General features: G+C 70.0%; 27 protein-coding genes. 10 read left to right on the plus strand and 17 right to left on the minus strand.

What is annotated here, in order from left to right:
* Positions 1–96: 96 nt before the first annotated feature.
* Entirely contained in the window at positions 97–468 is a 372-nt protein-coding gene (locus ACFW0G_RS29770; RefSeq protein WP_378328738.1) for a hypothetical protein, read from the plus strand.
* A 159-nt stretch (positions 469–627) separates the two neighbouring features.
* On the opposite strand, the gene ACFW0G_RS29775 is transcribed toward ACFW0G_RS29770, so the two are convergent.
* A complete protein-coding gene (locus ACFW0G_RS29775) occupies positions 628–1689 on the minus strand; it encodes a serine hydrolase domain-containing protein (protein ID WP_378328739.1) in 1062 nt (353 codons plus the stop codon).
* 94 nt (positions 1690–1783) lie between these two features.
* Entirely contained in the window at positions 1784–2356 is a 573-nt protein-coding gene (sigC, locus tag ACFW0G_RS29780; protein ID WP_378328740.1) for an RNA polymerase sigma factor SigC, read from the minus strand.
* Positions 2357–2424: 68 nt separating this feature from the next.
* Here sigC and ACFW0G_RS29785 point away from each other — a divergent pair, with 68 nt between their 5' ends.
* Positions 2425–3153, plus strand: a complete 729-nt coding sequence (locus ACFW0G_RS29785) for a zf-HC2 domain-containing protein (protein WP_378328741.1) — start codon at positions 2425–2427, stop codon at positions 3151–3153.
* A 1-nt stretch (position 3154) separates the two neighbouring features.
* Here the strand turns inward: ACFW0G_RS29785 and ACFW0G_RS29790 are convergent, their stop codons facing one another.
* Entirely contained in the window at positions 3155–3910 is a 756-nt protein-coding gene (locus tag ACFW0G_RS29790) for a DUF427 domain-containing protein (RefSeq protein ID WP_378328742.1), read from the minus strand.
* 133 nt (positions 3911–4043) lie between these two features.
* Between ACFW0G_RS29790 and ACFW0G_RS29795 the strand changes: the two genes are divergently transcribed.
* Positions 4044–5243: an ROK family protein gene (locus ACFW0G_RS29795; RefSeq protein WP_378328743.1), complete on the plus strand. Its 1200-nt coding sequence runs from the start codon at positions 4044–4046 to the stop codon at positions 5241–5243.
* A gap of 6 nt (positions 5244–5249) precedes the next feature.
* Here the strand turns inward: ACFW0G_RS29795 and ACFW0G_RS29800 are convergent, their stop codons facing one another.
* Positions 5250–5726: a pyridoxamine 5'-phosphate oxidase family protein gene (locus ACFW0G_RS29800; protein WP_378328744.1), complete on the minus strand. Its 477-nt coding sequence runs from the start codon at positions 5724–5726 to the stop codon at positions 5250–5252.
* On the opposite strand from ACFW0G_RS29800, the gene ACFW0G_RS29805 reads away from it, so the two are divergent.
* Complete coding sequence (locus tag ACFW0G_RS29805; RefSeq protein WP_378328745.1) at positions 5725–6207, plus strand: MarR family winged helix-turn-helix transcriptional regulator; 483 nt, start codon at positions 5725–5727, stop codon at positions 6205–6207. The genes ACFW0G_RS29800 and ACFW0G_RS29805 overlap by 2 nt on opposite strands.
* A gap of 135 nt (positions 6208–6342) precedes the next feature.
* Here the strand turns inward: ACFW0G_RS29805 and ACFW0G_RS29810 are convergent, their stop codons facing one another.
* Positions 6343–6855: a PaaI family thioesterase gene (locus ACFW0G_RS29810; protein ID WP_378328746.1), complete on the minus strand. Its 513-nt coding sequence runs from the start codon at positions 6853–6855 to the stop codon at positions 6343–6345.
* A 92-nt stretch (positions 6856–6947) separates the two neighbouring features.
* Between ACFW0G_RS29810 and ACFW0G_RS29815 the strand changes: the two genes are divergently transcribed.
* The 4 genes from ACFW0G_RS29815 to ACFW0G_RS29830 are packed head-to-tail and all read left to right on the plus strand — an operon-like array spanning position 6948 to position 11070.
* Positions 6948–7517 carry a TetR/AcrR family transcriptional regulator gene (locus ACFW0G_RS29815; RefSeq protein WP_378328747.1) on the plus strand — a complete coding sequence of 190 codons (570 nt, stop codon included), beginning with the start codon at positions 6948–6950 and terminating at the stop codon, positions 7515–7517.
* Positions 7518–7554: 37 nt separating this feature from the next.
* On the plus strand, positions 7555–7911 hold the full coding sequence (locus tag ACFW0G_RS29820) for an ArsR/SmtB family transcription factor (protein ID WP_378328748.1): 357 nt from the start codon (positions 7555–7557) through the stop codon (positions 7909–7911).
* A gap of 40 nt (positions 7912–7951) precedes the next feature.
* Positions 7952–8683: an HAD family hydrolase gene (locus ACFW0G_RS29825; protein ID WP_378328749.1), complete on the plus strand. Its 732-nt coding sequence runs from the start codon at positions 7952–7954 to the stop codon at positions 8681–8683.
* A gap of 20 nt (positions 8684–8703) precedes the next feature.
* On the plus strand, positions 8704–11070 hold the full coding sequence (locus ACFW0G_RS29830; protein ID WP_378328812.1) for a glycoside hydrolase family 65 protein: 2367 nt from the start codon (positions 8704–8706) through the stop codon (positions 11068–11070).
* A 3-nt stretch (positions 11071–11073) separates the two neighbouring features.
* Here ACFW0G_RS29830 and ACFW0G_RS29835 read toward each other — a convergent pair whose 3' ends face one another.
* Both ACFW0G_RS29835 and ACFW0G_RS29840 read right to left on the minus strand, forming a co-directional pair.
* On the minus strand, positions 11074–11241 hold the full coding sequence (locus ACFW0G_RS29835) for a hypothetical protein (protein WP_378328750.1): 168 nt from the start codon (positions 11239–11241) through the stop codon (positions 11074–11076).
* 45 nt (positions 11242–11286) lie between these two features.
* Positions 11287–12243: a Ppx/GppA phosphatase family protein gene (locus ACFW0G_RS29840; RefSeq protein ID WP_378328813.1), complete on the minus strand. Its 957-nt coding sequence runs from the start codon at positions 12241–12243 to the stop codon at positions 11287–11289.
* Between the two features lie 277 nt (positions 12244–12520).
* On the opposite strand from ACFW0G_RS29840, the gene ACFW0G_RS29845 reads away from it, so the two are divergent.
* The gene (locus ACFW0G_RS29845) at positions 12521–13141 is read left to right on the plus strand and encodes a class F sortase (protein WP_378328751.1); all 621 of its coding nucleotides are present in this window, start codon (positions 12521–12523) and stop codon (positions 13139–13141) included.
* A gap of 10 nt (positions 13142–13151) precedes the next feature.
* Here the strand turns inward: ACFW0G_RS29845 and ACFW0G_RS29850 are convergent, their stop codons facing one another.
* The gene (locus tag ACFW0G_RS29850) at positions 13152–14192 is read right to left on the minus strand and encodes an LLM class F420-dependent oxidoreductase (RefSeq protein ID WP_378328752.1); all 1041 of its coding nucleotides are present in this window, start codon (positions 14190–14192) and stop codon (positions 13152–13154) included.
* A gap of 588 nt (positions 14193–14780) precedes the next feature.
* On the opposite strand from ACFW0G_RS29850, the gene ACFW0G_RS29855 reads away from it, so the two are divergent.
* Entirely contained in the window at positions 14781–15398 is a 618-nt protein-coding gene (locus tag ACFW0G_RS29855) for a hypothetical protein (RefSeq protein WP_378328753.1), read from the plus strand.
* Positions 15399–15562: 164 nt separating this feature from the next.
* Here ACFW0G_RS29855 and ACFW0G_RS29860 read toward each other — a convergent pair whose 3' ends face one another.
* The 9 genes from ACFW0G_RS29860 to ACFW0G_RS29900 are packed head-to-tail and all read right to left on the minus strand — an operon-like array spanning position 15563 to position 25180.
* The gene (locus tag ACFW0G_RS29860; RefSeq protein WP_378328754.1) at positions 15563–16759 is read right to left on the minus strand and encodes an MCE family protein; all 1197 of its coding nucleotides are present in this window, start codon (positions 16757–16759) and stop codon (positions 15563–15565) included.
* Positions 16759–17814 carry an MCE family protein gene (locus ACFW0G_RS29865; RefSeq protein ID WP_378328755.1) on the minus strand — a complete coding sequence of 352 codons (1056 nt, stop codon included), beginning with the start codon at positions 17812–17814 and terminating at the stop codon, positions 16759–16761. The genes ACFW0G_RS29860 and ACFW0G_RS29865 overlap by 1 nt, the downstream gene beginning before the upstream one ends.
* Complete coding sequence (locus tag ACFW0G_RS29870; protein ID WP_378328756.1) at positions 17811–18902, minus strand: MCE family protein; 1092 nt, start codon at positions 18900–18902, stop codon at positions 17811–17813. Before ACFW0G_RS29870 ends, ACFW0G_RS29865 begins: the two co-directional genes overlap by 4 nt.
* Complete coding sequence (locus ACFW0G_RS29875) at positions 18899–19897, minus strand: MCE family protein (RefSeq protein ID WP_378328757.1); 999 nt, start codon at positions 19895–19897, stop codon at positions 18899–18901. The genes ACFW0G_RS29870 and ACFW0G_RS29875 overlap by 4 nt, the downstream gene beginning before the upstream one ends.
* Positions 19894–20925 carry an MCE family protein gene (locus ACFW0G_RS29880; RefSeq protein ID WP_378328758.1) on the minus strand — a complete coding sequence of 344 codons (1032 nt, stop codon included), beginning with the start codon at positions 20923–20925 and terminating at the stop codon, positions 19894–19896. The genes ACFW0G_RS29875 and ACFW0G_RS29880 overlap by 4 nt, the downstream gene beginning before the upstream one ends.
* Positions 20922–22136 carry an MCE family protein gene (locus ACFW0G_RS29885; protein WP_378328759.1) on the minus strand — a complete coding sequence of 405 codons (1215 nt, stop codon included), beginning with the start codon at positions 22134–22136 and terminating at the stop codon, positions 20922–20924. The genes ACFW0G_RS29880 and ACFW0G_RS29885 overlap by 4 nt, the downstream gene beginning before the upstream one ends.
* Complete coding sequence (locus ACFW0G_RS29890; RefSeq protein WP_378328760.1) at positions 22133–22966, minus strand: MlaE family ABC transporter permease; 834 nt, start codon at positions 22964–22966, stop codon at positions 22133–22135. Before ACFW0G_RS29890 ends, ACFW0G_RS29885 begins: the two co-directional genes overlap by 4 nt.
* Positions 22967–22969: 3 nt before the next feature.
* Positions 22970–23761 carry an MlaE family ABC transporter permease gene (locus tag ACFW0G_RS29895; RefSeq protein ID WP_378328761.1) on the minus strand — a complete coding sequence of 264 codons (792 nt, stop codon included), beginning with the start codon at positions 23759–23761 and terminating at the stop codon, positions 22970–22972.
* Between the two features lie 45 nt (positions 23762–23806).
* The gene (locus tag ACFW0G_RS29900; RefSeq protein WP_378328762.1) at positions 23807–25180 is read right to left on the minus strand and encodes a DUF6801 domain-containing protein; all 1374 of its coding nucleotides are present in this window, start codon (positions 25178–25180) and stop codon (positions 23807–23809) included.
* Positions 25181–25276: the final 96 nt, after the last annotated feature.

Here is a 25276-nt window from a genome sequence, read left to right on the forward strand (position 1 = left end):
CTCTCTCACACGATCATGGGACCTAGACACTCACATGATCAACAAGAGCCGTGCCCGCCCTGCAACCAACCCCAAAAGACTTTGCCGGAACCCTGGGTGCTCAGGCCGGGCGGGACCTACCTCGCCCAGCACGTCGGCGGGCCCTCGGCCGCGGAGCTGACCGAGTTCATGATGGGTTCCTGCCCGCCCTCGGACCCCGCGGATCCGACCTTCGGTGCCGAAGGGGCCAAGGCCGCCGCCGAGGCCGCGGGCCTGACCGTGACCGACCTGCGGACCGCCGTCCGCCGGGTGGAGTTCTTCGACATCGCCGCCGTGGTCCTCTACCTGCGCAAGGTGATCTGGATCGTGCCGGGCTTCGACGCCGAGCGGTATCGCGAACGGCTCGCCGCGCTGCACGAGCGGATCGTCGCCGACGGCGTCTGGACCATGGCCCACCACCGCTTCCTGATCGAGGCCCGCAAGCTATGAGACACGCGAGATCTCCATCCAGACACGCGAAACCTCCGTCCAGACACGTGAGATCCCCATTCGGACACGTGAGATCCCCATTCGCGCGCGGGACCGCCGGGGGCGTGCTGGGCGATCTCACGTGCTCGGGTGGAGATTTCCTGTGATCAGACGGAGATCTCACGTGATCGGGCGGGAGATCCGGCGGTCGATCTCGCGGATCACGGCCAGGCCGCCGGTGGTGAGATTCGAGAGCATCACCACGTCGAGGCCGAGCGCCGGGTAGTGTCGCGCCAGGGAGCACGCCCCGGTGTTGCCGCCGTCCTTGTAGTAGTTCCATACGCTGCCGTCGGCGTCGAGGGTGAACTCGAGGCCGAAGCCGTACCAGACGTCGCCGTCGGGGTTTTCGTCGTGGCGGACCTGTGGAGTGAGGAACTGCGCGGTGCGTTCGGCGGACAGCAGCTCGCCGCCGCGCACGGCGCGCAGGAACCGCACGAGATCGTCCACAGTGGAGTGTGCGCCGCCGTCGGGCGAGCCGATGGGCGGATAGCTGAAGATGTTCTGCCGCCAGCCGGTGATCCTGCCTTCCGCGTCGACGACCGGGTCCCAGCCCTCGGCGACGTCCGGCGCGGGATCACGCCGGTCGAAGAAGTCCGAGTCCGCCATGCCCGCACGGGCGAACACGACGTCGCGGATGTGCTCGCGGTACTCGGTTCCGGTGATCTCCTCGATCGCCATGCCCACGAGCAGGTACCCCGAGTTGCAGTACCGGCAGCTTTCGCCGGGCGCGAAATTCGGCTCCTTGCCAGCGAAATTGGGCAGATGATCACGCGTTCGCGTGACCGTGTACACCGGCTTTTCGAGCCACAGCGCCTCGTAGCTCTCCCCCGCCTCTTCGTCCGCGTCGTCGGCGATGCCGGAGGTGTGCGTGAGCAGGTGCCGCACGGTCACATGGGGCGAAATCGCCGTCCCGGCCAGATCGACGAGATCGGTGATCGGCGCGTCGAGATCCAACCGTCCCTCGTCGACCAGCCGCAGCGCGGCCACCGAGGTGAAGAGCTTGGTCACCGACGCGGTGTCGAACCGGGTGGCGAGCGTGTTCGGCACCCGCCAGCGACGGCTCGCCCACCCGTAGGAACCCGAGAACACCGTCTCGTCGCCGCGGCGGATCAGCACCACGCCGGAGAAAAGGTCGGCTGCGGCGCGAGCGGCTAGCCAGGCATCGAGACCGGTGAACGACATGCGCCGACAGTAGCGGCGCACGCCGTTCCCGTCCGCTGGAATACGCCCGGACACACGAGCTGCCGGTCACGATCTGACTGTCCGAAAAGGACGATCAGCCGACGTCGTGCCCGCGCTCGCGGGCGGCGTCGAGCAGATCGTCCCTGGCCCGCGCGACCCGGGAGCGCACGGTGCCGACCGGGCATCCGCAGACGTCGGCGACCTCGGCGTAGCTCAGCCCGAGGACCTGGGTCAGCACGAGCACCTCGCGCCGTTCCGGGTCCAGGCCGTCGAGCAGCATCCGCAGCTCGACGAGGTCCTCGAACCCGGCCGCCGCGGTGCGGGCGCTCCGGCGTTCCGCGGCGCTCTCCCAGTCCGTGTCGGCGATCCTCGGCCGGGCCCCCGCCGAACGCAGCTGGTCGACGACGACGCGGCGGGCGATGGACAGCAGCCAGGTCCGCGACGACGAGCGCCCGGCGAACCGGCGCAGGCTGCCGAAGGCCCGGAGGTAGGTCTCCTGGGTGAGGTCGTCGGCGGAACCGGCGTCGGCGAGGTGAGCGAGGAAGCGCCAGACGTCGGCCTGGGTGGCCCGCACCCATTCCTCCAGCGCACGCCGGTCCCCGCGGCCGGCGGCGAGCGCCAGCGCGGTGGTCCGTTCGTCGTCTTCGCTGCTGCGCGCACCGGGCATGGACTGAAAATAGCAGCGACGCGGAAGACAGCGGGAACCACGCGGCTCCGGCGTCCGACTACTGGGAGGTGAGGTGCGAAGAATGCCGTGAAGGGCTGTCGGCGAGGATCGACGGCGAGACCGAACCAGGCCCGCCCGGGGCCGTCGACCGCCACCTGGCCGGGTGCGTGGCGTGCCGGACGTGGTTCGCCGACGCCGAACGCCTGAACCGCGGCCTGTTGCTGCGCCCGGCCCCGCCGGTTCCGGACCTCACCGCGGCCATCCTCGACCGGGCCCCCGCGCCGAGCGGGGAGGGCTGGCCGCTGCGGATCGCGCTGGGCGTGGTCGCGGTGGCCCAGCTCGCGCTGGCGTTCGCCCAGCTGCTCGGCAGCGGAGACGCGCATCACCTGAACGACCCGGTCCAGCTGGCCGGGCACCTCGCGCACGAGAGCGGCGCGTGGAACCTCGCGGTGGGCGTCGGCCTCCTGTGGGCCACCTTCCGGCCGAAGACGGCGTCGGGCCAGTTGCCGCTGCTCACCGGCTTCGTCGTGGTTCTGTTCGGGGTGTCCACCGGCGACCTGTTCGCCGGTCAGGTCACCGCGGGCCGGGTCCTCACGCACACGCTGGTGGTGCTCGGGCTCGCCCTGCTCTACGCCGTGCACCGGCAGCATCGCGACCGGCACAGCCCCCTGCCCGCGGTGGTCTCCGACGGCGCGGGCGGCGCCGACGTCTCCGCGACGGAGACCGCCGGGCCGGTGACGCGCCCCCGCCTCCGGCCCGGTTCCCGCCGCCACGCCAGCGGCCGCCACGCCGCCTGACTCAGCCGAACTTGGTCTTCGGCCGCTCCTGCAGGACCCCGTCGACGTAGACGTCCACGCGTTCGTCGGTGAAGGCGATCAGGCCCGCGATCCGGGCGCTTTCCGGCAGAGGCACCGGATAGCTCCAGGCCAGATCCGTGTGCAGCTCGCCACCGGCCCTTACCGACCAGTACTCGGCCGCGCCCTTGTAAGGGCAGTGCGTCACGGTGCCGGTGTGTTCGAGCAGGTCGAGCCGGATGTCCGTCCTGGGCAGGTAGTACCGGGTCGGCAGGCCGGTCTCGAACAGCAGCGACGGGCGCACGGTGTTCGCCACGGTCACCCCGCCGACCTCGATCCGGACGTGCCGGGAGCTCGGCAGGATGTCCACCCGCACCCCGGGGTCCCGTGGATGGGTGAAGATCTCCTCGTTCTCCTCGAACCACGCGTCCATCGCGCCGAACTCGAGCCGGATGTGGCCGCGGAGTTCGGGAATCGGGGAATCCGGATACTCCAGCGCGGCGTCCACCGCTTCGGCGCCGCCTGCGCTTATCGTCGAAAGAACACCCTCTCCGCGGCTCGGCGAACGCACCGTGTTCCCGGAGGAGGTGAGCAACGCGGTCACGACGTCGGCACGAGGGAAGTAATACGTTGGGTAGTAAGGAACTTCCCACACCAGCAGCGGGTGGACGGTATCCGCCACCACCTGCCCGCCGAGGTAGGCCCGGACCCGTTTCGCCCCTGGTGCCACGCGGACCCGGCCGCGTCCCGCCGTGCTCATACCGCGTTCAACGACGCGCCGGGAGTGTCTGTTCCCTCACCCGGCCCCTGCCGAAAGGAAGGGTTCTTACCCAAGCCGCGGTCCGGCCGGATAACTTGGCAGTACCCATACCTTCGACAGGAAGCGGGCTCTGGTGGTTGGCGTAGACACTCCGCCGGTCGGCACGCCCGCCGGGATGCGCAAGATCAACCAGCGGGCGGTGCTGGATCTGCTGCGCCGCGGCGGACCGGCGACCCGGCCCCAGGTGGCCAAGGACACCGGGCTGTCCAAGCCGACGGTGAGCCAGGCGCTGCTGGCGCTCGAAGCCGCGGGACTGGCGCGCCCGACCGGGCACACCTCCACCGGCACCGGCCGGTCCGCGGTGCTCTACGAAGCGGATCCGACCGCGGGTTACGTACTGGGCGTGGACATCGGCCGCGAACACATCCGGGTGGCCGTGTCGGACCTGGGCCGGACGACGGTCGCGCGGCGGGACGAGCGGAACACCGCCCGTTCGGGCAACGCGCTCGTGTCGGCGGTCGGCAAGATCGCGGCCGACACGATCTCCGACGCGGGCCTGGCCCCCGGCGACATCGTGGTGCGCGTGCTCGGCTCGCCGGGTGTCGCCGATCCGGCGCGGCGCTGCTTCCGGCACGCGCCGAACCTGCCCGGCTGGGGACGCGCCGGGCTGCTCGACGACCTCGAGGCCGTGCTCGGCCCCGAGCTGATGGTGGAGAACGACGCGAATCTCACCGCCGTCGGCGAATGGGAGAGCGGCGCGGCCCGCGGCGCGTCGGTGTTCGGCTGCATCACGATCGGCACCGGTGTCGGCATGGGCATGATGGTCGACGGTCAGGTCTTCCGCGGCGCCACCGGCGCGGCCGGGGAGATCGGCTACCTCCCGTACGGGCAGCTCCGTTCGGCCGACGAACCGGGCGAGCCGCCCGCGCGCGGTCATCTGGAGGAGGCCACGGCCGCCCAGTCCGTCGTGCGCGGGGCGCGGGAACTCGGCCTGGGATCGGCGAAGTCGGCTCGCGAGGTGTTCCGCCTCGCCCGCGAGGGCGACGAGCTGGCGCAGCGGGCGGTCGAGGCGGAAGCCGATCGGCTGGCCTACACCGTGGCGTCCGTCGCGGCCGTGATCGACCCCGAGCTGATCGTGCTCGGCGGCGGCATGGGCACGGCGGCGGATCTGCTGCTGGAGCCGATCGACCGGGCGCTGCGCGCGTTCACCCCGCTCGTCCCGGCCGTCGTCCAGGGCGAGCTCGGCGACGACGGTGTGCTCGCCGGTGCGATCAGCGTCGGGCTCCGCGCCGCCGAGGGCCTGGTGTTCGAACGACGCGTCGGCGCCGCCTGATCCCCGTCAGCCCGCCGCCCGCCAGGCCCGGCCGCCGGTCCCTGCCGAGCAGCTGAGCCGCCACGGTGTCAGCCGCAGCACGCGGATCGCCGGGTCCCGGTGGTCGCGCGCGCCGAGGATCTTCGGGTCGTAGCCGAGTGGTTCCGGCGCGGCGGCGAAGAGGTTCCAGACGTGCTCGCGGACGGGCTCGTCGTCGAGCAGCTCCGCCGCGCACTCGGCGACAGCGACCTCGTGCGCGGGGTCCCAGTACGAGCAGGAGACGAACGGCGTCCGCCCCAGATGGGCCAGTTTCAGCGGGGTCGGCCGGGTGAAGACGAAGCCCGTCACGGTGTCGCCGGCGCGTTCCCAGATCGGGTGCACGACCCGCGACCGCGGGCGCCCGCGCCGATCGACCGTCACCAGCGTGCACCACACGATCCGGTGCGCGACCCGGACGAACTCGTCGAGCAGGTCACCGGGCGGCGTGCTAGATTCCACAACCATGGTTGTGCATCCTACGGCACCCGAGCTGGACCTGTCACTCGCCGCCTTGTTCGCCGGCTGGACGATGACCGGCGAACTCCGGCGAAGGCTGACCGCGCAAGGATTCGAGGACCTGCGGTTCAACGACGGCGTGGTGTTCCAGCACGTGCTCGCCGCCCCCCTGTCGATCTCGTCCCTCGCCGAACGGATGGGCGTGACGCAGCAAGCCGCTTCGAAAGCCGCAGCCGACCTCGAACGGCGTGGGCTGCTTCGCCGCGAGCCCGATCCCCAGGACGCTCGGACACGCCTGCTGCACCTCACCGAGCACGCACGCAGGGCGGTCGAGGAGACTCGCACACTGAGGAAGTCGCTCCAGGACGAACTGATCGACGAATTCGGCGAGGCACGAGTCACCGACGCACAAGCTCTCCTCACGGCGATCATCAGCCGTTTCGGCGGCGAGGACGCCGTCCGCAACCGGCGCGTCCGCCCGCCGCTCTAGCCGCTCCGGCGGCTCACTGTCCGAAGTGGATGATGCTGTGAAGGACGCTTTCAGTGCGTTGGCCGCGCTGAAGGACGCCTTCAGTGCAGCGAGTGCATCGAAGGCGTCCTTCAGCACCCGCCCGGCGAACCGGGATCAGGCCGCGATGATCAGGCAGGTGCTGGACGCGGTCGCCAGCACCCGGCCCGCCGCGTCCCGGATGTCCCCCTCGGCGAACGCGACCCGCGACCCGGCCTTGACGACCCAGCCGTGCGCGCGGATCTCCCCCATCCCGGCGTGGATCGCGCGCACGAAGTTGACCTTCAGCTCGACCGAGGTGTAGCCGACCCCGGCGGGCAGCGTCGAATGCACCGCGCACGCGACCGCGGAATCCAGCATCGTGGCCGCCACCCCGCCGTGCACCGAGCCGATCGGGTTGTACAGCGACTCGTCCGGCTCGGCGGCCAGGACGATGTCTCCCTCGGTGACACTGACCCACCGCAGCCCGAAGTGGGCGGAGATCGGTGGTGGCGGCACCCGCCCCTCCGCGATCCCGCGCAGATAGTCCACTCCGGACAGTTTCGCGGCGAGTCCGGCCATGGGCAGCGGATCCCGCCACGCGATGGTCTTTTCCCGCAGCTGCCCCACGTTCACGTCTTCGACGGTCATGCCGCCTCCACTCACCGAGGTCACTAGGACGATCGTCCTATCAGTCACCCCAGCACAGGACGATCGTCCTAGTCAAGGACTAGACTGGGAACGTGCCCGACACCACGACCCGCGAGCGGATGATCTCGACGGCGATGACCCTGTTCCGCCGCGAGGGCTACACGGCGACGTCCTGGCGGCGACTGGTCGAGGAGGCCGGGACGCCCTGGGGTTCGGCGTATCACCACTTCCCCGGCGGCAAGGAACAGCTCGGGGTCGCCGCGGTCGAGCTGGGCACCGGGATCGTGGCCAAAACCGTACGGCGCGGCTTCGAACGCACCGAGACCGCCGAGGACGCGATCCGCTGGTGGTACCGCAAGGCCGGGCAGGCGCTGGCCGCCGACGAATACCGCGGCGGCTGCCCGCTCGCCACGGTCTCACTGGAGATGGCCAACGTCTCCCCCGCGCTCACCGAGGCGTGCCGCAAGGCGTTCGACACCTGGCACACCCTGCTGGCCGAGTTGCTCGCCGAACGCGGATACGACGCCGAGCGGGCGACGGACCTCGCCTTCGCCGCGGTGGAACTCCTGGAGGGCGCGCTGCTGCTCTGCCGCGTCCGCCGGTCGGTGGCCCCGCTCGACCGCGCGGCCACGCATTTCGCCACGCTGGCCCAGGCCGCCTGAACTGGTCCGGCCGCGGCCGGGCTGCCATCATCGGCGCGTGAGCACCGAGCCCGGCCCCCGCCTCATCGACCCCGACCGTGTCGCCGCGGCCGTCGCCGGGCTGGGCGACCGCGCGGTGATCGACGAGTGGGCACGGCGGTTCTCGGTCGTCGCCGATCCGTCCCGGCTCGCGCTGCTGGTGTCCATCCACTACGCCCGCGAGATCAGCGTCACCGACCTCGCGGCGGTGACCGGGATGAGCGACACCGCCGTTTCGCAGGCGCTGCGGCTGCTGCGCGCGCACGGGCTCGTCGCCGCCCAGCGCACCGGGCGGGTGGTGCGGTACCGGCTCGCCGACGAGGACGTGCACGAACTGATCCACCGTGTCCGGCCGCATCCCGCCGAGACACCGTGAACACCGGCGAGACCGGGTGATGCCCGGTACCGTCGCAGACATGCTCGGACTGCCGGAGACCATCACCGCCTGTCTGTTCGACCTCGACGGCGTCCTGACCGGGACGGCCGTGCTCCACCGCGAGGCGTGGAAGCGGACGTTCGACGAGTTCCTGCGGGAACGCGACGGCGAGGGTTTCACCCCGTTCACCGACCAGGACTACGCCGCGTATGTCGACGGCAGGCCGCGCGCCGACGGCGTCCGCGAATTCCTGCGATCCCGCGGAATCGAACTCCCCGATGGGCAACCGGACGACGCGAACGACACGGCAACGGTCAACGGCGTCGGCAACCGCAAGAACGAGCTGGTGCTGAAGATCATCGACGAACGCGGGGTGAATCCCTATCCCGGTTCGGTGCGCTATCTGCGGGCCGTCAAGGACGCCGGGCTGCGGATCGCGGTCGTGACGTCCTCGGCCAACGGCGCCAAGGTGCTCGACGCGGCGGACCTGACGCCGTTCGTGGAGGCCAGGATCGACGGCCTGGTGATCGGCCGGGACCACCTGAAGGGCAAGCCGGCGCCGGATTCCTTCCTCGCCGGGGCCAAGGCACTCGACGTCGAACCCACGCACGCGGCGGTGTTCGAGGACGCGCAGTCCGGGGTCCAGGCCGGTCGGGCCGGCGGCTTCGGATTCGTCGTCGGCGTCAACCGCGCGCACCAGGCGGGCGAACTGCGCGCGCACGGTGCCGACGTGGTGGTGGACGATCTCGCCGAATTACTGGAGTCGGAGTGAGTTTTCCTGGACAGGGCACCATGCCGGGACACGGCTACGAATGCGCGCCGTGGGAACTGCGCTGGTGCGGAATGGACGTCGACGCCTTACAGCGCACCGAATCGGCGTTCGCGCTGTCGAACGGGCACATCGGGCTGCGCGGCACGCTCGAAGAGGCCGAACCGCGCGGACTGCCGGGCACTTATCTCAACGGGTTCTACGAGCAGCACGACCTGCCCTATGCCGAGGCCGGGTACGGCTATCCCGAAGAGGGCCAGACCGTCGTGAACGTGACCGACGGCAAGATCATCCGGCTGCTCGTCGAGGACGAACCGCTCGACATGCGCTACGGCACCGCGACCGCGCACGACCGCGTGCTCGACTTCCGCAAGGGCACGCTGACCCGCACCACCGAATGGTCCTCGCCGACCGGGCGCCGGGTCCGCGTGCGCACCGAACGGCTGGTGTCGTTCACGCAGCGCGCGGTGGCGGCGATCCGCTACGAGGTCGAACCGCTGGACGACGACCTCCAGCTGGTGGCGCAGTCGGATCTGCTCGCCAACGAGCCGATCGAATCGGACACCAGGGACCCGCGGGTCGCGGCGGCGCTGGAGTCCCCGCTGGTCTCCCTGTTCAGCCACGCCGAGCAGTACAACGCCGTGCTGGTGCACCAGACCCGGGTGTCCGGGCTGCGGATGGCCGCGGCGATGGACCACAAGATCGAGGTCGACGACGGCGTCCGCACCCGGATCCACGCCGAGGACGACCTGGCCCGGCTCACCGTCGCCGTCGACGTCCCGAAGGGCGGGCGGCTGCGGATCACGAAGTACCTCGCCTACGGCTGGTCGGCGCAGCGGTCCGTCCCGGCGCTGCGCGCGCAGGTCGACGCCGCGCTCGCCGGGGCACGGCAGACCGGCTGGAAGGGCCTGCTCGCCGAGCAGCGGGCGTTCCTCGACGACTTCTGGGCCACCTCGGACATCGAGATCGACGGCGACGCCGAACTCCAGCAGGCGGTCCGGTTCGCGTTGTTCCACCTGCTGCAGGCCGGGGCCCGCGGGGAGAGCAGGGCGATCGCCGGGAAGGGCCTGACCGGGCCGGGCTACGACGGGCATGCCTTCTGGGACACCGAATCCTTCGTGCTGCCGGTGCTGACCTACACGATGCCGGACGCCGCGCGCGACGCGCTCCGCTGGCGACACTCCACAATGGACAAGGCGAAGGAGCGCGCGCACCAGCTCGGGCTGCGCGGCGCGGCGTTCCCGTGGCGGTCCATCAACGGCGCGGAGTGTTCGGCGTACTGGCCGGCGGGCACCGCCGCGTTCCACGTCAGCGCGGACATCGCGGACGCGGTGCTGCGATACCTCGGCGCCACCGGGGACGAGGAGTTCGAGCGGGAGTGCGGTGCCGAACTGCTCGTGGAGACGGCGCGGCTGTGGGCGTCGCTCGGCCACCACGACCGGCACGGCGCGTTCCGCATCGACGGGGTGACCGGGCCGGACGAGTACTCCGCGGTGGCGGACAACAACGTCTACACGAACCTCATGGCCCGGCGGAACCTGCACGGCGCGGTGTGGACCTGTGAACGGCATCCCGACCTCGCCGCCGAGTTCGGCGTGGACGCCCCGGAGATCGACTCGTGGCGCGCCGCCGCCGAGACGATGTACCTGCCCTACGACGCCGACCTCGGCGTGCACCCGCAGTCCGAAGGCTTTCTCGACCACGACGAATGGGACTACGCGGGCACGGACCCCCGGCACTATCCCCTGCTGCTGCACTACCCGTACTTCGACCTGTACCGCAAGCAGGTCGTCAAGCAGGCCGACCTGGTGCTCGCGCTGTACCTCTGCGGGGACTCGTTCAGTCCCGAGGAGAAGGCCCGCAACTTCGCCTACTACGAGGCGCGCACCGTGCGGGACTCCTCGCTCTCGGCGGGCACCCAGGCCGTCGTCGCGGCCGAGGTCGGCCAGCTGGAGCTCGCCTACGACTACCTCGCCGAGGCGGCGCTGACCGATCTGCACGACGTGCACAACAACGTCCGCAACGGCATCCACATGGCGTCGCTGGCCGGGGCGTGGCAGGGCGCCGTCGCCGGGTTCGGCGGGCTGCGCGACCACGGCGGCGACCTGACGTTCGCGCCCCGGCTGCCGCCGCAGCTGAACCGGATCACCTTCCGGCTGTGCTTCCGCGAAACCCGGTTCCAGGTCGAGATCGACCGCGACGAGGCCACCTACCACGTCCTGGCCGGCGAACCGCTCGAACTGTGTCACCACGGCGAGAAGTTCACCGTGACCGCGGAACCGGTACGGCTGCCGATCCCGCCGATCGACCCCGGCGAGCCGCCGGTGCAGCCGATCGGCAGGCAGCCGGTGCGGCGCGACGCCTCCCGGGTCCGCGAGTTCGACCGCTGAGGCTCAGTCCGGCGGCTCGCCGAGCGGTTCGTCGGTGCCGGGCGGCGGATCGACGTCCCGGGTGCGGCCCGGCGTCAGATCCGGGCCCGGCGCGGCAGGGACGTCGCCGGGCAGCTGGGGATCGGGCAGCTTCGGCTGCTTCTCGTCCTCTTCCCCGAAAGGATCGTTCATCTTCTCTGGTTACCCGGTTTTCCGTCCCGGCACCAGTACCGGTGACTAGGCCACCCGGCGCTGGGCGCGCACCGGTTCACCACGCCGGTCGAGCAGGGTGAGCAGCAGGCCGTCCCTGGTCGACCACGGGCAGATGGCCACCTTGCCGCCGGAGACGGTGAGCAGCGCCTCCGCGACGATCGCGCCGGCGAGCGCCTGCCGGGCGCGGACCCGCGAGATCCCGGGCAGCTCGGCCCGGCGGGCCGACGGGAGCGCGGCCAGCCGCGGGATCCACGCGCGGAGGTCCTCCAGCCGCAGCTCGCGTGCCTTTCCGGGCCGGTCGCCCGCGAGCCTGGCGAGCTGGCGCAGCACCTTCGAGCAGCCGACCACGCGGTGATCGGCGATCTCCGGCAGGACGTCGCCGAGCGCCTCGGTGACCTCTTCGAGCGCGTGCTCCCGCAGCGCGCCGGCGCGTTTGCCGGAAACGGGTTCGACGGGCAGCCAGTCGCGGGTCATCGACCGCGCACCCAGCCGCAGCGACCGCGCGAACGCGGCCTGCTCGCCACGGCCCGCGGCCAGTTCGACCGTCCCGCCGCCGATGTCGAGAACCAGCAGCGGCCCGGCGCCGGCACCGTACCAGCGGCGCGCACCGAGGTAGGCCAGTTCGGCTTCCCTGCGACCGGACAGGAACCGCAGCTCGACGCCGGTCTCCTCGGCGATCCGCCGGACCACCTCCCGCGCGTTGCGCGCGTCCCGGATCGAGGACGTCGCCAGCGGGTACACGTCGGTGACCCCGTGCTTGGCGGCCATGGTGATCCCGGCCGACACCGCGGCCGACACCGCCGCGATCCCGCGTTCGGTCAGGCGCCCCGCCGGGTCGAGTTCGCGGTCGAGCCGGAGCCGGGTCTGGTGGGACAGCGCCGGGTCGAGCGGTGTCCCGCCGGGCTCCAGCACCACCAGGCGCGCACTGAACGATCCGACGTCCAGCACGCCCACCGCGGACTTCTCGATCTTCGACGCGATCTTCGGCACAGCCGGGTGCACCTCACTTCCGCTGCGAAATCCTCCGGGGTCGTTCCGTGTCCTGGATTCAACCCCCTGTTCACCTGATATTGGCCGAAATCCCTCACAAGTCACGTGGTTTTGACAACTTTCTGGCGGCGTACCTCCGCCGTGTTATCACCACAGATTACAGACAGGTAACCCGTCCGAGTGAATCCGGGGCGCCGAGGACTCAATTCGGTAACGACATCGGGGTGCCGGAGCGATCACTGGGCATCAGACCGGGGTGGAGCAGCAGGTGAACGTGATCCGACGACCCGAGCGGCGAGGTGAACTCGTCCCGCTGCTCGCCGCGGCGAGCGCCGTCATCGTGGGCCTCGGCGGGATACTGCTCGGCGTCTCGCTCGCACTGACGCCCGCGGCGGTCGGCACCACACCCGTGCCCGCTGGGAATGTCTCGCCCGCAGCCGGTCACCCGGCCGCGAAACCGGCCGCCCTCGAAATCCCGGTGCTGGGCCTGACCAGCGGAAAGCTCGTCGAACTCGGGCACACCGCCGACGGCCGCCGGGAGATGCCGGGCACCGCCGCGGGCGTCGGCTGGTTCGCCGACGGGCCCGCGCCCGGCGACGCCGGAGTCGCCGTCATGGCCGGGAACGCGGGCTTCGGGTACGCGCACGGCGCCTTCGGCAGGCTCGCCATCCTGCTCCCCGGCGACGAGATCACGGTGCGTGACGACACCGGGCAGGCCAGCCGGTTCGTCGTGCGCCGAGTGGCTGATTTCCCGGCGGACGCCCCGGACAGCGCGCTCGTCGCGCCGGATTCGGGTGGCCCCGAACTCCGGCTGATCACCTGCCACGGCACCTACGACACCGCGAGCGCCGGGCACCGGACGGCCGTGTTCGCCGCTCCGGCGCCCTGACGCCGCGGCGTCAGCCGAGGAGTTCCCGGAGCTTGGCGACGGCCTCGACGCGAGCCTCGCGGCCGGGCAGCAGCGGGTTCACGACCAGCGTGGTCGCCCCGGCCTCCTTGAACGCGGCGAGCCGCTCCTTGACGTAGCCCGCCGGGCCGACCAGCGAGATCGCGCGCAGCAGTTCGACCGGGACGGCGGCCGCGGCCTCCTCCTTCTTGCCGTCCAGGTAGAGGTCCTGGATCAGCTTCGCCTCGGCCTCGTAGCCGTAGCGGCGGGCGAGGTCGTTGTAGAAGTTCTTGCCCCGCGCGCCCATCCCGCCGATGTAGAGGGCCAGCATCCCGCGCAGGTGGTCCAGCAGGTGGTCGACATCGTCCCCGATCGCGAGCGCGGCGCCGACGAAGGTGTCCAGCTCCGGCAGCGACGGGTCCCGCTTGGCCTTGCCCTCGGCGAGCGCGTCACCCCAGACGGCGGCGGCCTTCTCGGGGTGGAAGAAGATCGGCTCCCAGCCCTCGGCCAGCTCCGCGGTGAGGGCGACGTTCTTCGGGCCGATCGAGGCGAGCAGGATCGGGATACGCTCGCGCACCGGGTGGTTGATCAGCTTGAGCGGCTTGCCGAGCCCGGTGCCCTGTTCCGGCGGCAGCGGGATCGTGTAGTGCCTGCCGTCGTGCACGACGCGCTCGCGGCGCCAAACCTGGCGGCAGATGTCGATGATCTCGCGGGTACGGCCGAGCGGGGCGTCGTACTTCACGCCGTGGAAGCCCTCGATCACCTGCGGTCCGGACGCGCCGAGCCCCAGTGTGAACCGGCCGCCCGAGACGAAGTCGAGCCCGGCCGCGGTCATCGCCGTCAGCGTCGGCGTGCGGGTGTAGATCTGGAAGATGCCCGAGGCGATCTCCACGCGCTCGGTCTTCGCGGCGACGTAACCGAGCTGGCTGACCGCGTCGAACGAGTACGCCTCCGGCACGAAGACGATGTCGAGCCCGACCTTCTCCAGCTCGACGATGTCCGCGACGCTGTCGGCGAATCCGCCCGCGTAGTTGATCTGGGTCCCGATCCGCATCCGTGCTCCTTCGCTCGTCCTGGGGCACAGCGTACTAAGCGGGTGCTTTATCGACAGATCGGGGGAAATCTCACCAGTCTGGTGAATTCTCGCCCGGCCGGTCGTGGACCACCGGGCTGGAGAGCGCCCTCACCAGGGCACCGTGCACGCCGGGCCGAACGGCACGGCATGCGCGCACCCCTCCTCGACGACTGCCGGAGCACCCTCTCCCGAGAGTGGTAAGTGAGCACTCGCTCATCGGACCGATCGCGGCGCTTCTCGCTCCCACGCGTAGCACGGGTGCGCGGCAGGAACCGGTTCGACCGTGATTTCGGCACGCGCGGCACCTGGCATGACTTCATTGTCATCGGACCGACAAAACGGAGAACAAATCACGGAACTCACTGACAACAAACCGCCTCCGCAAAACCTGGATCGGTCAACGGACGGACGGATCTTGTGACCATAAATGGGGCGAGTAGACTACTCCACTGCGCACCACAGAATCATCGTTTAATCTCTCATTCGATCTTCCGCCGGAAATCAAAGATTCGGGAGACTTCCATGTTGGGTCGTTTCAGATCGTCAAGGATCGGATCCAGGATCGCCGTGATCAGCCTCGTCATGGGGCTGACCGGCGCGGTGCTCGGCACACCTGCTGCGGGCGGCGCACCGGCAGATGGCGGACTGCCCAAGATCAGCCTGACGATCACCGGTGGCACCTCGACCATCAAGAAACTGGACTCCTCGGTGGAAATCGGCGCCGGCAAGCTCTCCGGCCAGATCGTCAAGGTCGACCCGGCCAAGGACAGGGCCGATTTCACCGCGGACATCACACTGCCACCCGCGGCGGGGAGCTTCAAGATCTTCGGGGTCATCCCGACGACGGCGACGGTCGAATTCAGCCAGGCCGGTCCGATCACCGGAATTCTGCACGGCGGGAAGATCACCGCGCACGCCGATGTCACCCTCAAGCTCAAGGACGTCAAAGCCGTTGGCTTCCCCTTGCTGGTCGGCGACAACTGCACGACGAGCAAGCCGGCGTCGATCGATCTGGTGTCCGCGCCGGATTACGACATCTTCAAGGGTGGCTACGTTTCCGGTATCTTCGCCATTCCCGAATTCACTGGCTGCGGGCTGTCCACCATTATGCTCAACCTGCTCATCCCCGGCCCGGACAACGGCATCAAGCTGCACCTCGGTCCCTGGGTTCCCTCCGCCGGGTGAACCGGCCCGTAGCCACTCGGCGTGGGATCGGCCGGCTGATCTTCCAGCCCCCACCGACACGCCGCGCGACAACGGTGACCGCCGTGGCGGTGCTGGTGCCGGTATCCGCCCTGGCGGCCACCTCGTCGAGGAACGCGAGCGGCCGAGCGCAGCACGGGCTCCTGTCAGTTCAGGCCGAACAACTGCCGCAGCGACAACGTTTCCGGACCGGGCGTCGTCAGATCCGCCAGCAGCGGCGGCGGATCCGGGACCGGGCCGCCCCGTGGCACGTTCTGCGAACCACGCACGGAGCTCGGGCTCCCTGCCGGAAGCGCACACCGGGCACCGGTGTTCGGCGACGCGGGCGCGGTGTCGGCGCCCTGCCGGTACGGAGTCCCGTCGTAGCCCGCCCGGCACGACGGCGGATTGTGGAAGTTCAGTACCAGCGCGAGATTGGCGGCCCCGTCCGGCCCGATCACGTGGTATCCGGCGCCGACCGCGAGGGGGTACTGGCTCAGCAGTTCTTCGAGGGCGCCGCCGCGCACCTGGAACACCTTCGCGGGCGTCAGCAGGTTCGCGAACAACACGCCGAGGCCGGCCCCGGACTCTCGCAGCAGCGCTGTCCCCTCCTCGGCCACCGGAGGTGTCGCGGCGATGAGCCTGCGCAGGTCGGAGTCGGAATCGCGAAGCCGTTCGGCGAGCAGCCGCACGTCCTTGCTGAACGAGCCGATCGCGGGTGACTGTTCGCTCTGCGTCCGCAGCACGGTGTTCGCGTCGGTGATCAATTGCTTGGTCTGCGGCAGGTGCTCCGTCGCCGTCCGCACGAAATCGTGCGTGGTGTCCAGGAGCATCCCCAGATCGTCGCCGCGGCCGCGGAACGCCTGGTCGAGTTCGTCGACGACGGTCCGGAGGGAATCGGTGGGCACCGACGAGACCAGGCTGTCGAGGTTCGTCAGCACGGTCTCCACCGGCATCGGCAGCCGGACGACACCGCGCGGGATCACCGTGCCGTCAGCGAGTTTCGGCCCGTCGTCCCGTCGCGGCCGCAGATCCAGATACTGCTCACCGACCGCGGACCGGTTGGCGACCACGGCGTCGAGATCCCGCGGGATCTCCGGCGCCGAACGGTTCAGCCGCAGCTCGGCTTCGAGGCCGTCCTCGGTCAGCCGCATCGGCCCGACCCTGCCGACCTGCACGCCCCGGTAGGTCACCTCGGCGTTGGGGAACAGCCCGCCGGACTCGGCCAGCTCGACCTTGACCAGCATCCCGCCACCGCCGAACAGTTCGTCCAGTCCGGCGTACCGGGCGCCGACGTAGCTCATGCCGACCAGCGCGACGATGACGAACACGGCCACCTGCAGCTTGATCCTGCGGGTCAGCATCAGCGCCCTCCCCCGATCACGGGCGGGTCCAGCGGCCGCAAGGGCAGCGCGGGAGCACCGGGAGCCGTGGCATCGGCAGGCACTTGACCGAGGTCGATGAAGACGTTGGTGTAGTCGCCACGCACCGACCGGGCCGCGGAGTCGGTGAAGGGGTAGGTCAGGAGCAGTTCGAACGCCTCGGGCAGGTTTTTGCCCGCATCGGCCAAGTTGCGCAGAATCGGCGCGAGCGCACGCAGATCGGCGATCATGTCGTCCTTGGACTTGCGGATGGTGTCCACTGCCACGCCGGACAGCGTGTCCAGCGACCGCAACAGGCCGACCAGCTGGCCGCGTTGCCTGGCGAGGACGTCGATGCCCGGCCCAAGATCGGCCAGCACCCCGCCGATCCGTTCGCGTTGACCGGCCAGGGTCAGCGAAAGCCGGTTCAGGCTGTCCAGCGCCTTGGTGATCTCGCCACGATGAGAGTCCATTTCGGACACGAATTTGCCGGTATTGGCCAGCAGCGCACGGATACCGCTTTCGTTTCCGGCGAGCGCGTTGTCCACCTCCTTGGCGATGACCTGGAACTGCGCGACGCCGCCGCCGTTGAGCAGCAGCGACAACGCGCCGAAGACCTCCTCCACCTCCGCGTTGCGGCTGGTACGGGCCAACGGGATGGTCGCGTGGTCCGCCAGTCCGCCCACCGCGGGTTCGCCGCGCGGCGGCGCGAGCTCGACGAACTTCTCCCCGAGCAGGCTCGACTGGCGCACACTCGCGATCGCGTTGCCGGGCAGCGCCACGGAACCGTTGACCAGCAATCCGACCTCGGCGGTCCAGCCGTCCGCACCGAGGCCGATCCGATCCACCCTGCCGACCGGTACGTCGCCGACCTTGACCCCGGCCTGCGGGACCAGGTCGAGTACGTCGGCGAATTCGACGGTGAGCCGGTACGGATGGTCCCCGAGATCGGCGCCGCCGGGCAACGGCATCTCGTACAGGCCGGGGAAGCCGTCCGCACCGCACGCGGTCAGCAGCAGCGCGGAAAGCCCGACAGGCAGCAGCCGCCACCAGGTCATGAGTGCCCACCCCCAAGATAAGCGGGTCCGGCCAGCGGCAGCGGCAAGGGCGGCGCGTCCGCCGGAAGCCTTCCGGAGTCCACTTCGGCCGGTTTGTCGAAGTACTCGAGCAGATTCGCCCTGGTCTCCAGCGCCCCGGTGGCCGGGTTGATCGCGTGGTACAGGTTGTCCAGCGCGTTGGGCGCGGTGTCCAGCGCCTCCGCCAGCGACTGCCGCTGGTCGACCAGTACCCCGCTGATCTCGGCCAGTTTGTCCACATTGGACTTGAGCTGGCCGCGGTTGTCCCGTACGAAGCCGCGGACGAGTTCCAGCGCGTTCGCCAGTTCGCCGAGCGCGCCGCCCAGATCGCCGCGTTCGGCGGCGAGGAACCCCGAAACGTCCTGCAACTGCCGGGTGAACTCGGAGACCTGGCCGTCGTTGTTCGCCAGCATGGTGGTGAACTTCCGCAGGCCGTCGACGGTGCCGAAGAGCTGCCCGGAGGTCCCTGCCAGCGTCCTGGTGGCGTCGGCGAACCGCTTGATCGTCTGGTTGAGGGTCGCTCCGTTGCCCTGCGCGTTCTTCGCGAGCACGTCCAGCAGGTTCGACAGCGCGCCGCCGGCGTTCGCCCCGGCGGGCCCCAGCGCGGTCGACAGCTGGTTCACGCTCTTGTAGAGCTCGTCCAGCTCGACCGGGGTGACGGTTCGCTCGACCGGGATCACCGCGCCGGACTCGAGCCGAGGGCCGCCGGTGTACACCGGGGACAGCTGGACGTACCGGTCGCTGACCAGGCTCGGCGCGACCACGACCGCCGTCGCCCCGGCGGGCACGGCCTGGCCTTCACGGACCGAAAGCTCGGCCCTGACACGGGTTCCGACCGGCGTCACCTCGTCCACCCTGCCCACCGGAACCCCCAGCACCCGCACCGTGGAACCCGGGTAGAGACCGACCGCCGAGCCGAAGTACACGGTCACCCGGCTACTTCCACCAGCAGGGCCGAAGACCCACCAGGTGAGGCCCGCCAACGCCGTCGCGAGCACGACCAGGATGGCCAGCGCGCGCAGTCCGCGCCGGAAACCGGGATTGGGGGTACGCGCGCTCGGTGCCGTCACCGGGGTGGTCCTTTCGGGGGAACGCACTTGCCCGGCGGGGCAGTGTCGTCCGGCAGGATCAGGCCGCAGATGTAGGTGTCGAGCCAGCGGCCGTTGCCGCCGGCGTTGCCGAGCAGGCGGTAGAACGGCCCCGCCAGCGCCAGGCTCTTGGCGAGGTTGTCCTGATTGCGGCGCAGCACGGTGTTGACCCGGTCCAGTTGCTCCAAGGCCGGTCGCAGCTGGGCGGAGTTGTCGGTCGCCAGGCCGGAAAGCTGCTTCGCCAGCTCACGTGTGCCGGTCAGCAGCTTCGCGATGGAATCCCGGCGCGCCCGGATCTCGCCGAGCAGCTTGTTGCCGTCGGTGAGCAGTTTCGCCACATCGGCGTCCCGGTCGGCGAAGGTCCGGCTGATCTGCTGCGTGTTGCCGAGCAGCTTGGCCAGTTCGGTGTCCCGGGAGGAGATCGTCTTCGACAGGGCGGACAGACCGTCCAAAGCGGACCGGACCTGCGGCGGGGAATCCTTGAAGGTGCCGGAAAGCACGCGCAGGGATTCGGCGAGCTGCCCGGTGTCGATCTCGGTGACGGTCGATGACAGCCGGTCGAAGACCTGGTTGATGTCGTACGGCGCGACGGTCCTGGTCAGCGGGATCGGGCTGTTCGGATCCTGTGCCGTTTCGCCCTGTGGATCGAGTGCGAGGAACTTCGCGCCGAGCAACGTCTTGATCCGGATCGCGACCGTGGTGTGATCGCCGAGCCGGGCGTCGCGCACCCGGAACCGCACCTTGACGTGATCGCCATCCAGCTCCACGCCGGTCACCGTGCCGACCTGGACTCCGGCGGCCCGGACCTCGTTGCTCTCCAGGATTCCGGCCGCTTCGCTGAAATAAGCGGTGTAGGTGGTGCCACCGCCGATGACGGGCAGGTCGTCCGAGTAGAACGCGGCCAAGCCGATCAGTACGAGCACGACCGTGCTCACCGCCCCGACGACGACCTGGTTGCGTTCCTGGAAGGACTTCACGACCGGCACCGCCCCTCGGTCACCGGGATGCCGGCCAGCGGCAACGGAAGCCCGTCCCGCGGTGCCGGCGGCGAGTCGGCGTTCGCGCCGCAGAGGAAGAAGTTCAGCCACGAACCGTACGACGCGGTGCGCGTGATACTCCCCATCTTCACCGGCAGGTTGCGGAGCGCGGAGTCCACGATCTGGTCGTTGTCGGCGAGGTTCTTCGACACCTGGCCGAGCGCGACGATCCCGTCCTTGAGCGGCTCGCGGCCGTCGGCGAGCAGTCCGGCGGTGGCACCGGTGAGCTCGGACATCGCGCTGATCGCGTCACCGATCGGCTCCCGGTCGGCGGCGAAACCGCTGACGAAGTCCCGCAGCGTACCGAGCAAAGTGGACAGTTGCCCGTCGCGGGCGTTGACCTCGTCGAGCACCCGGTTGAGGTTGCCGAGCACCTCGCCGATCACCTGATCCTTGCCCGCCAGCGTCGAGGTGAGCGAGGCGGTGTGCCGGATCAGGCCTTCCACCGTGCCCCCTTCACCCTGCAGGACCTGGACGATCTCGCCGGACAGCTTGTTCACCTCGTCCGGCGACAGCGCCTGGAACAGCGGTTTGAACCCGTTGAACAACACGGTCAGATCGAGTGCCGGGTGGGTGCGTTCGAGCGGGATCTCGGAGCCCGGCGCCAGGATGTCGCGCGGTGGGCCCGGGCCGCGTTCCAGTGCGACGTACCGCTGTCCGATCATGTTGCGGTACTTGATGGTCGCGGTCACCGCGGCGGGCAGCCCGTGCCGGGCGTCGACCGAGAACACGACGTGCGCGATCCGTTGGTCGACGAGCTCGATGCCTTTCACCTCGCCCACCCGCACCCCGGCGATCCGGACGTCGTCGCCGACGACCAACGAGGTGACGTCGGTGAACCGCGCCGAGTAGCGCTCGGCGGACCGCGGATCGAAGTTGGCGATGGTGACCGCGAGCACCCCGGTCGACACCAGCGTCACCAATGCGAAGACGGACAGCTTGAGCAGCGGAGCCAGCAGTCCCCTCATTTCACCTCGACCTCCGCTCCCCGTAGCAACGGCCCGACCAGCAACCCGCTCCACCCCGGTACCCGGGCCGGTCCCGAACCGAGCACCGGAGCCAGCAGCGCGGCCAGAAGCCGTTGCTCCTGCGGTGAATTGGCGGTTCCGACCCCGCTGTCCGGCGGGGGCAGCCCGTCGCAGCGCGGGCCGGCCTTCTGGTCGTAGACGGGATCGTCCGTGCCGGGCAGGTACTTGCCCCGGTCGTGGGTGACGGTCAGCGTGGCCTTCGGGCCGGGCCTGCCGGTGTCCTTGCCGAACGCCTTGTCCACCCTCGGCTTGAAGTCCGCGACCGCGCGCAGGACACAGCCGTACTCCGGGGCGTACCGGGCCAGCAGGTCCAGCGTCGGCCTGCTCGTGCCCGACAGCGAGATCAGGTTGTCCTTGTTCCGCGCCAGGAACGTGGTGAGGTCCTGGGACGCCCCGGTCAGCGTCTGGTACAGCGTCTGAAGGTTCGCCTGTTGCCGGACGAGTGTCCGGCTGGTCACGGCGAAATCGGACAGGCCGCGCAGGAAGTCGCCTGCCGCGTCGGCGTAGGTGTCGGCCACGGTGGCGAAACTCCGGATGTCCGCGGTGATGTCGGGCAGCTGGGGGTTCAGCTCGCCCACGTACTTGCCGACCTGGACCAGCGTTTCGCCCAAGGACTTCCCGCGGCCGTCGAAGGCCTGGGACACCGAGGTCAGCATCGACGCGAGCTTGTCGGGGCGCACCGACCGCACCAACGGCAGCAGGTTGTCCAGCACCCGCTCCAGCTCCACCGAGGTGGCCGAGTGGTCCTGGCCGATCTCGTCGCCCGCGGCGAGATGCCCGGAAGCGAGCCCGGCGACGACCAGGTCCACGAAACGTTCGCCGAACAGGGTTTTGGGCAGCAGCCGGGCGGTGACGTTCCGGGGGATCCTGGCGGCCTGCGCGGGGTCGAGTGCGAGGTCCAGTTCGGCGCCGCGGCCGTCGCTGCGCACCGCGCGTACCCGCCCGACGATCACCCCGCGCAGTTTGACGTCGGCGTCGGTCTGCAGCTGGCTCCCCGCCCGGTCGGTGCGCAGTGTCACCGCGACGTCGGTGGCGAAGACGTCCCGGTAGACGGCCACGGTCAGGCTCAGGAAGGCGGCGACGACCATGAGGTACACAAGGCCGAGCAACCGCATCCGCGGGCTCCGGTAACGCTCCTCGAAGACGCTCATCCCGCGATCCGCACGGTGGTCGTCGTGCCCCAGATCGCCAGGCTGAGGAAGAAGTCGAGGATCGCGATGGTGACGATCGCCGAGCGCACCGCGCGCCCGACCGCGACGCCCACCCCGGCGGGGCCGCCGGAAGCGCGGTAGCCGTAGTAGCAGTGGCCGAGGATCACGACCACGCTGAACACCAGCACCTTCGCGAAGGAGTAGAGCACGTCGGCCGGTGGCAGGAACAACGTGAAGTAGTGGTCGTAGGTGCCCGGGGACTGCTGGTAGACCTGCACCGTCACGGTCCTGGCGGCCAGATACGAGGTGAGCAGGCCGATCACGTACAGCGGGATGATCGCGATGAACCCGGCGACGATCCGGGTGGTCACCAGGAACGGCAGGCTCGGCACGGCCATCACTTCGAGCGCGTCGATCTCCTCGGAGATCCGCATCGCACCCAGCTGCGCGGTGAACCCGGACCCGATGGTCGCCGACAGCGCGAGCCCGGCCACCAGCGGTGCGATCTCACGCGTGTTGAAGTACGCGGAGAGGAACCCGGCGAAGGCCGAGGTGCCGATCTGGTTCAGCGCGGAAAACCCTTGCAGGCCAACGACCGTGCCGGTGAACACGGACAGCCCGACCATCACCCCGATCGTGCCGCCGATCACCGCGAGCGCGCCGGACCCGAAGCTGACCTCGGCGAGCAGGCGGACGACCTCACCGAAATGGCGGCGCACGACCCGCGGCGCCCACAGCAACGCGCGGACGGAAAACGAGAGCTGGTCACCGAGCCTGCCGAAGCCGTCGAGCGATCGGCTCACGCGGCCGGGGGAATCCGTGACGACCATGGTTCACAGGCCCTTCGGCGGAACGATCTTGAGATAGATCGTGGTGAGGACGAAGTTGAGGAAGAACAGCAGCAGGAACGTGATCACCACGGCCTGGTTCACCGCGTCCCCGACGCCTTTCGGGCCCCCCGCCGGATGCAGCCCCCGATAGGCCGCGACCACCCCGGCGACGAAGCCGAACAGCACCGCCTTGATCTCGCTGATCCACAGGTCCGGCAGCTGTGCCAGCGCGTTGAACGTGGCCAGATACGCCCCCGGCGTGCCGTCCTGCACGACAACGTTGAACACGTACCCGCCGAGCACCCCGACCACGCTGACCATGCCGTTGAGCAGCACGCTCACCAGCACGGCGGCGTAGACCCTCGGCACCACGAGGCGATGGACGGGCGAGACCGCCAGCGCCTCCATCGCGTCGATCTCCTCGCGGATCGTGCGGGACCCGAGGTCCGCGCAGATCGCCGAACCGCCCGCGCCCGCGATCAGCAGCGACGTGATCAACGGGCTGGCCTGCTGGATCACCGCGAGCACACTCGCCGACCCGGTGAACGACTGCGCGCCGATCTGCCGGGTCAGCGTGCCCAGCTGCAGGGCGAGCACGGCGCCGAACGGGATCGCGACCAGCACGGCGGGCAGGATCGACACGCTGACGATGAACCAGCCCTGCCGCACGAATTCGCGGAACGGGAACGGCCGTTTGAACGTCAGCCGGAGCACATCGAGGCCGAGTGAGCACAGCCTGCCCACCTGACCGGCCGCGGCCAGGCTCTGTGCCGCCGCCTTGGGGACGGTGATCACACGGACCTCCCTGAGTTCACAGCACCGGGTTTCACAGCGCCGGTTTCACAGCGGCGGAACACATTCTTTGCCAGGTGGATTACAGAAGACGACGTTCCCGAAATCGAGCCGGATGTGGTTTTCCGGTCCGGTGATCATTCCGGTGAACAGCGGGTCGAGGTTTTCTTCGTCCTGGCAGCGCGCGAAGTCCGGGATCGTGAAGTCGGCTTCCAGGAATCCGGCCGGGTTTCCGATCGGGTTCCAGTCGCCCGGCCGGGATCGGAAGGTCAGCGAAACCGGGGTGACGGTCCCGCAGTCCCGGCCGACTTCCAGCGGTGTTCCGTGCACCGATACCTTGCCAAGGCGCAGATCGGCCGCGGCCCGTCCGGCGAGCACGCCGTTGTAGATGGTGCCCGTCACCGGGCCCCGCTGGAGGATCTCGGCCGTCGCCGCGGTGTCCACGAAGCGGAAGACGGTGAACTTCCCTTGCCCGGCGGGCCAGTGCAGGCTCCCCAGCACGCCACCGCAGTACTCCTTGTGCGAGCCGAGCCAGTAAAGAATCTGTGCGCTCATGTACCCCGGCGGGCCGAACACGACGCCCGCCTTGAGCTTCTTCACCGTGACGTGGCCGACGAGCGGGTAATAGGCCCAGAACTTGTAGAGGATCCGGGGGCTGCCGGGATCGGGTTCGCCGCAGGTCTTGATCGGGTCGGTGTCCGCGGGTTTCGCCGAGTCCGCACGGGGTTCCGCGCTCGAAGCACCCGCCGCGGGGCGGCCTCTCGTGGCCGTCGCCGTACCGGACACCGTTCCCGGCGTGCTGGGCGAGGGTTCCGGCGGCGGGAGGATCTGGACGTTTCCCAGCACGATGTCCTGTCCGGCCGCGACCGCGCAGTGCACCGGTACGACGTCCCCTGCCGCGGAGCCGTCCGCCTTGTGTGGCGAAAGGACCAACGTCGTCGGTCCGGCGGTGAAGGACACCGTGCCGGAAGCGGGCGCCGTGATCGCCGGGGTGATCTTGCCAGGCAGTTCCAGCTCCAGCTCGCCGGTGGCGGGCAGCGGGGTCCTCGGCAGGGTGCCGGAGATCGACACCGCCGATGGCTCGGCCTTGGCCGCGTCCACCGCGACGGTGGCCATGCCGTCGATCGCGGTGACGCCGGGTTCCCTCAGCGCTGCCACCGCCGTGTCCGAGAAGGTGAACTTCAGCGAGACGTCTTCAGGCGTGATGGGCGATCCCTGGCGAGCCGTTCCGGGCCGCATCATGGTCAGTTCGGCGACCACGTCCCGCGATCCCGCCGGGAACGCGCAGACGTCGCGCAGGCGCTTGGTGATCTTTCCGGTGTCCGCGGGCACGTCCGAACCCGCTGAGCTCGGTACGGCGAGCGCGGTGGCCACGATGGCCGCGAGTGCGGCTGCCATCGCCGCCCTTGCCCGAGTCACCATCCGCCCTCCCCGTCCCTGTCCGGTGGTGCCTGACCCCGATCGCGCGGTGAGTGGGTGGTGGGGGCCCCCGCGCGTGGTGGGCCCAACCCCCCGGGG

Origin of the sequence: Amycolatopsis sp. NPDC058986 (assembly GCF_042741125.1) — a bacterium.
GTDB lineage: Bacteria > Actinomycetota > Actinomycetes > Mycobacteriales > Pseudonocardiaceae > Amycolatopsis.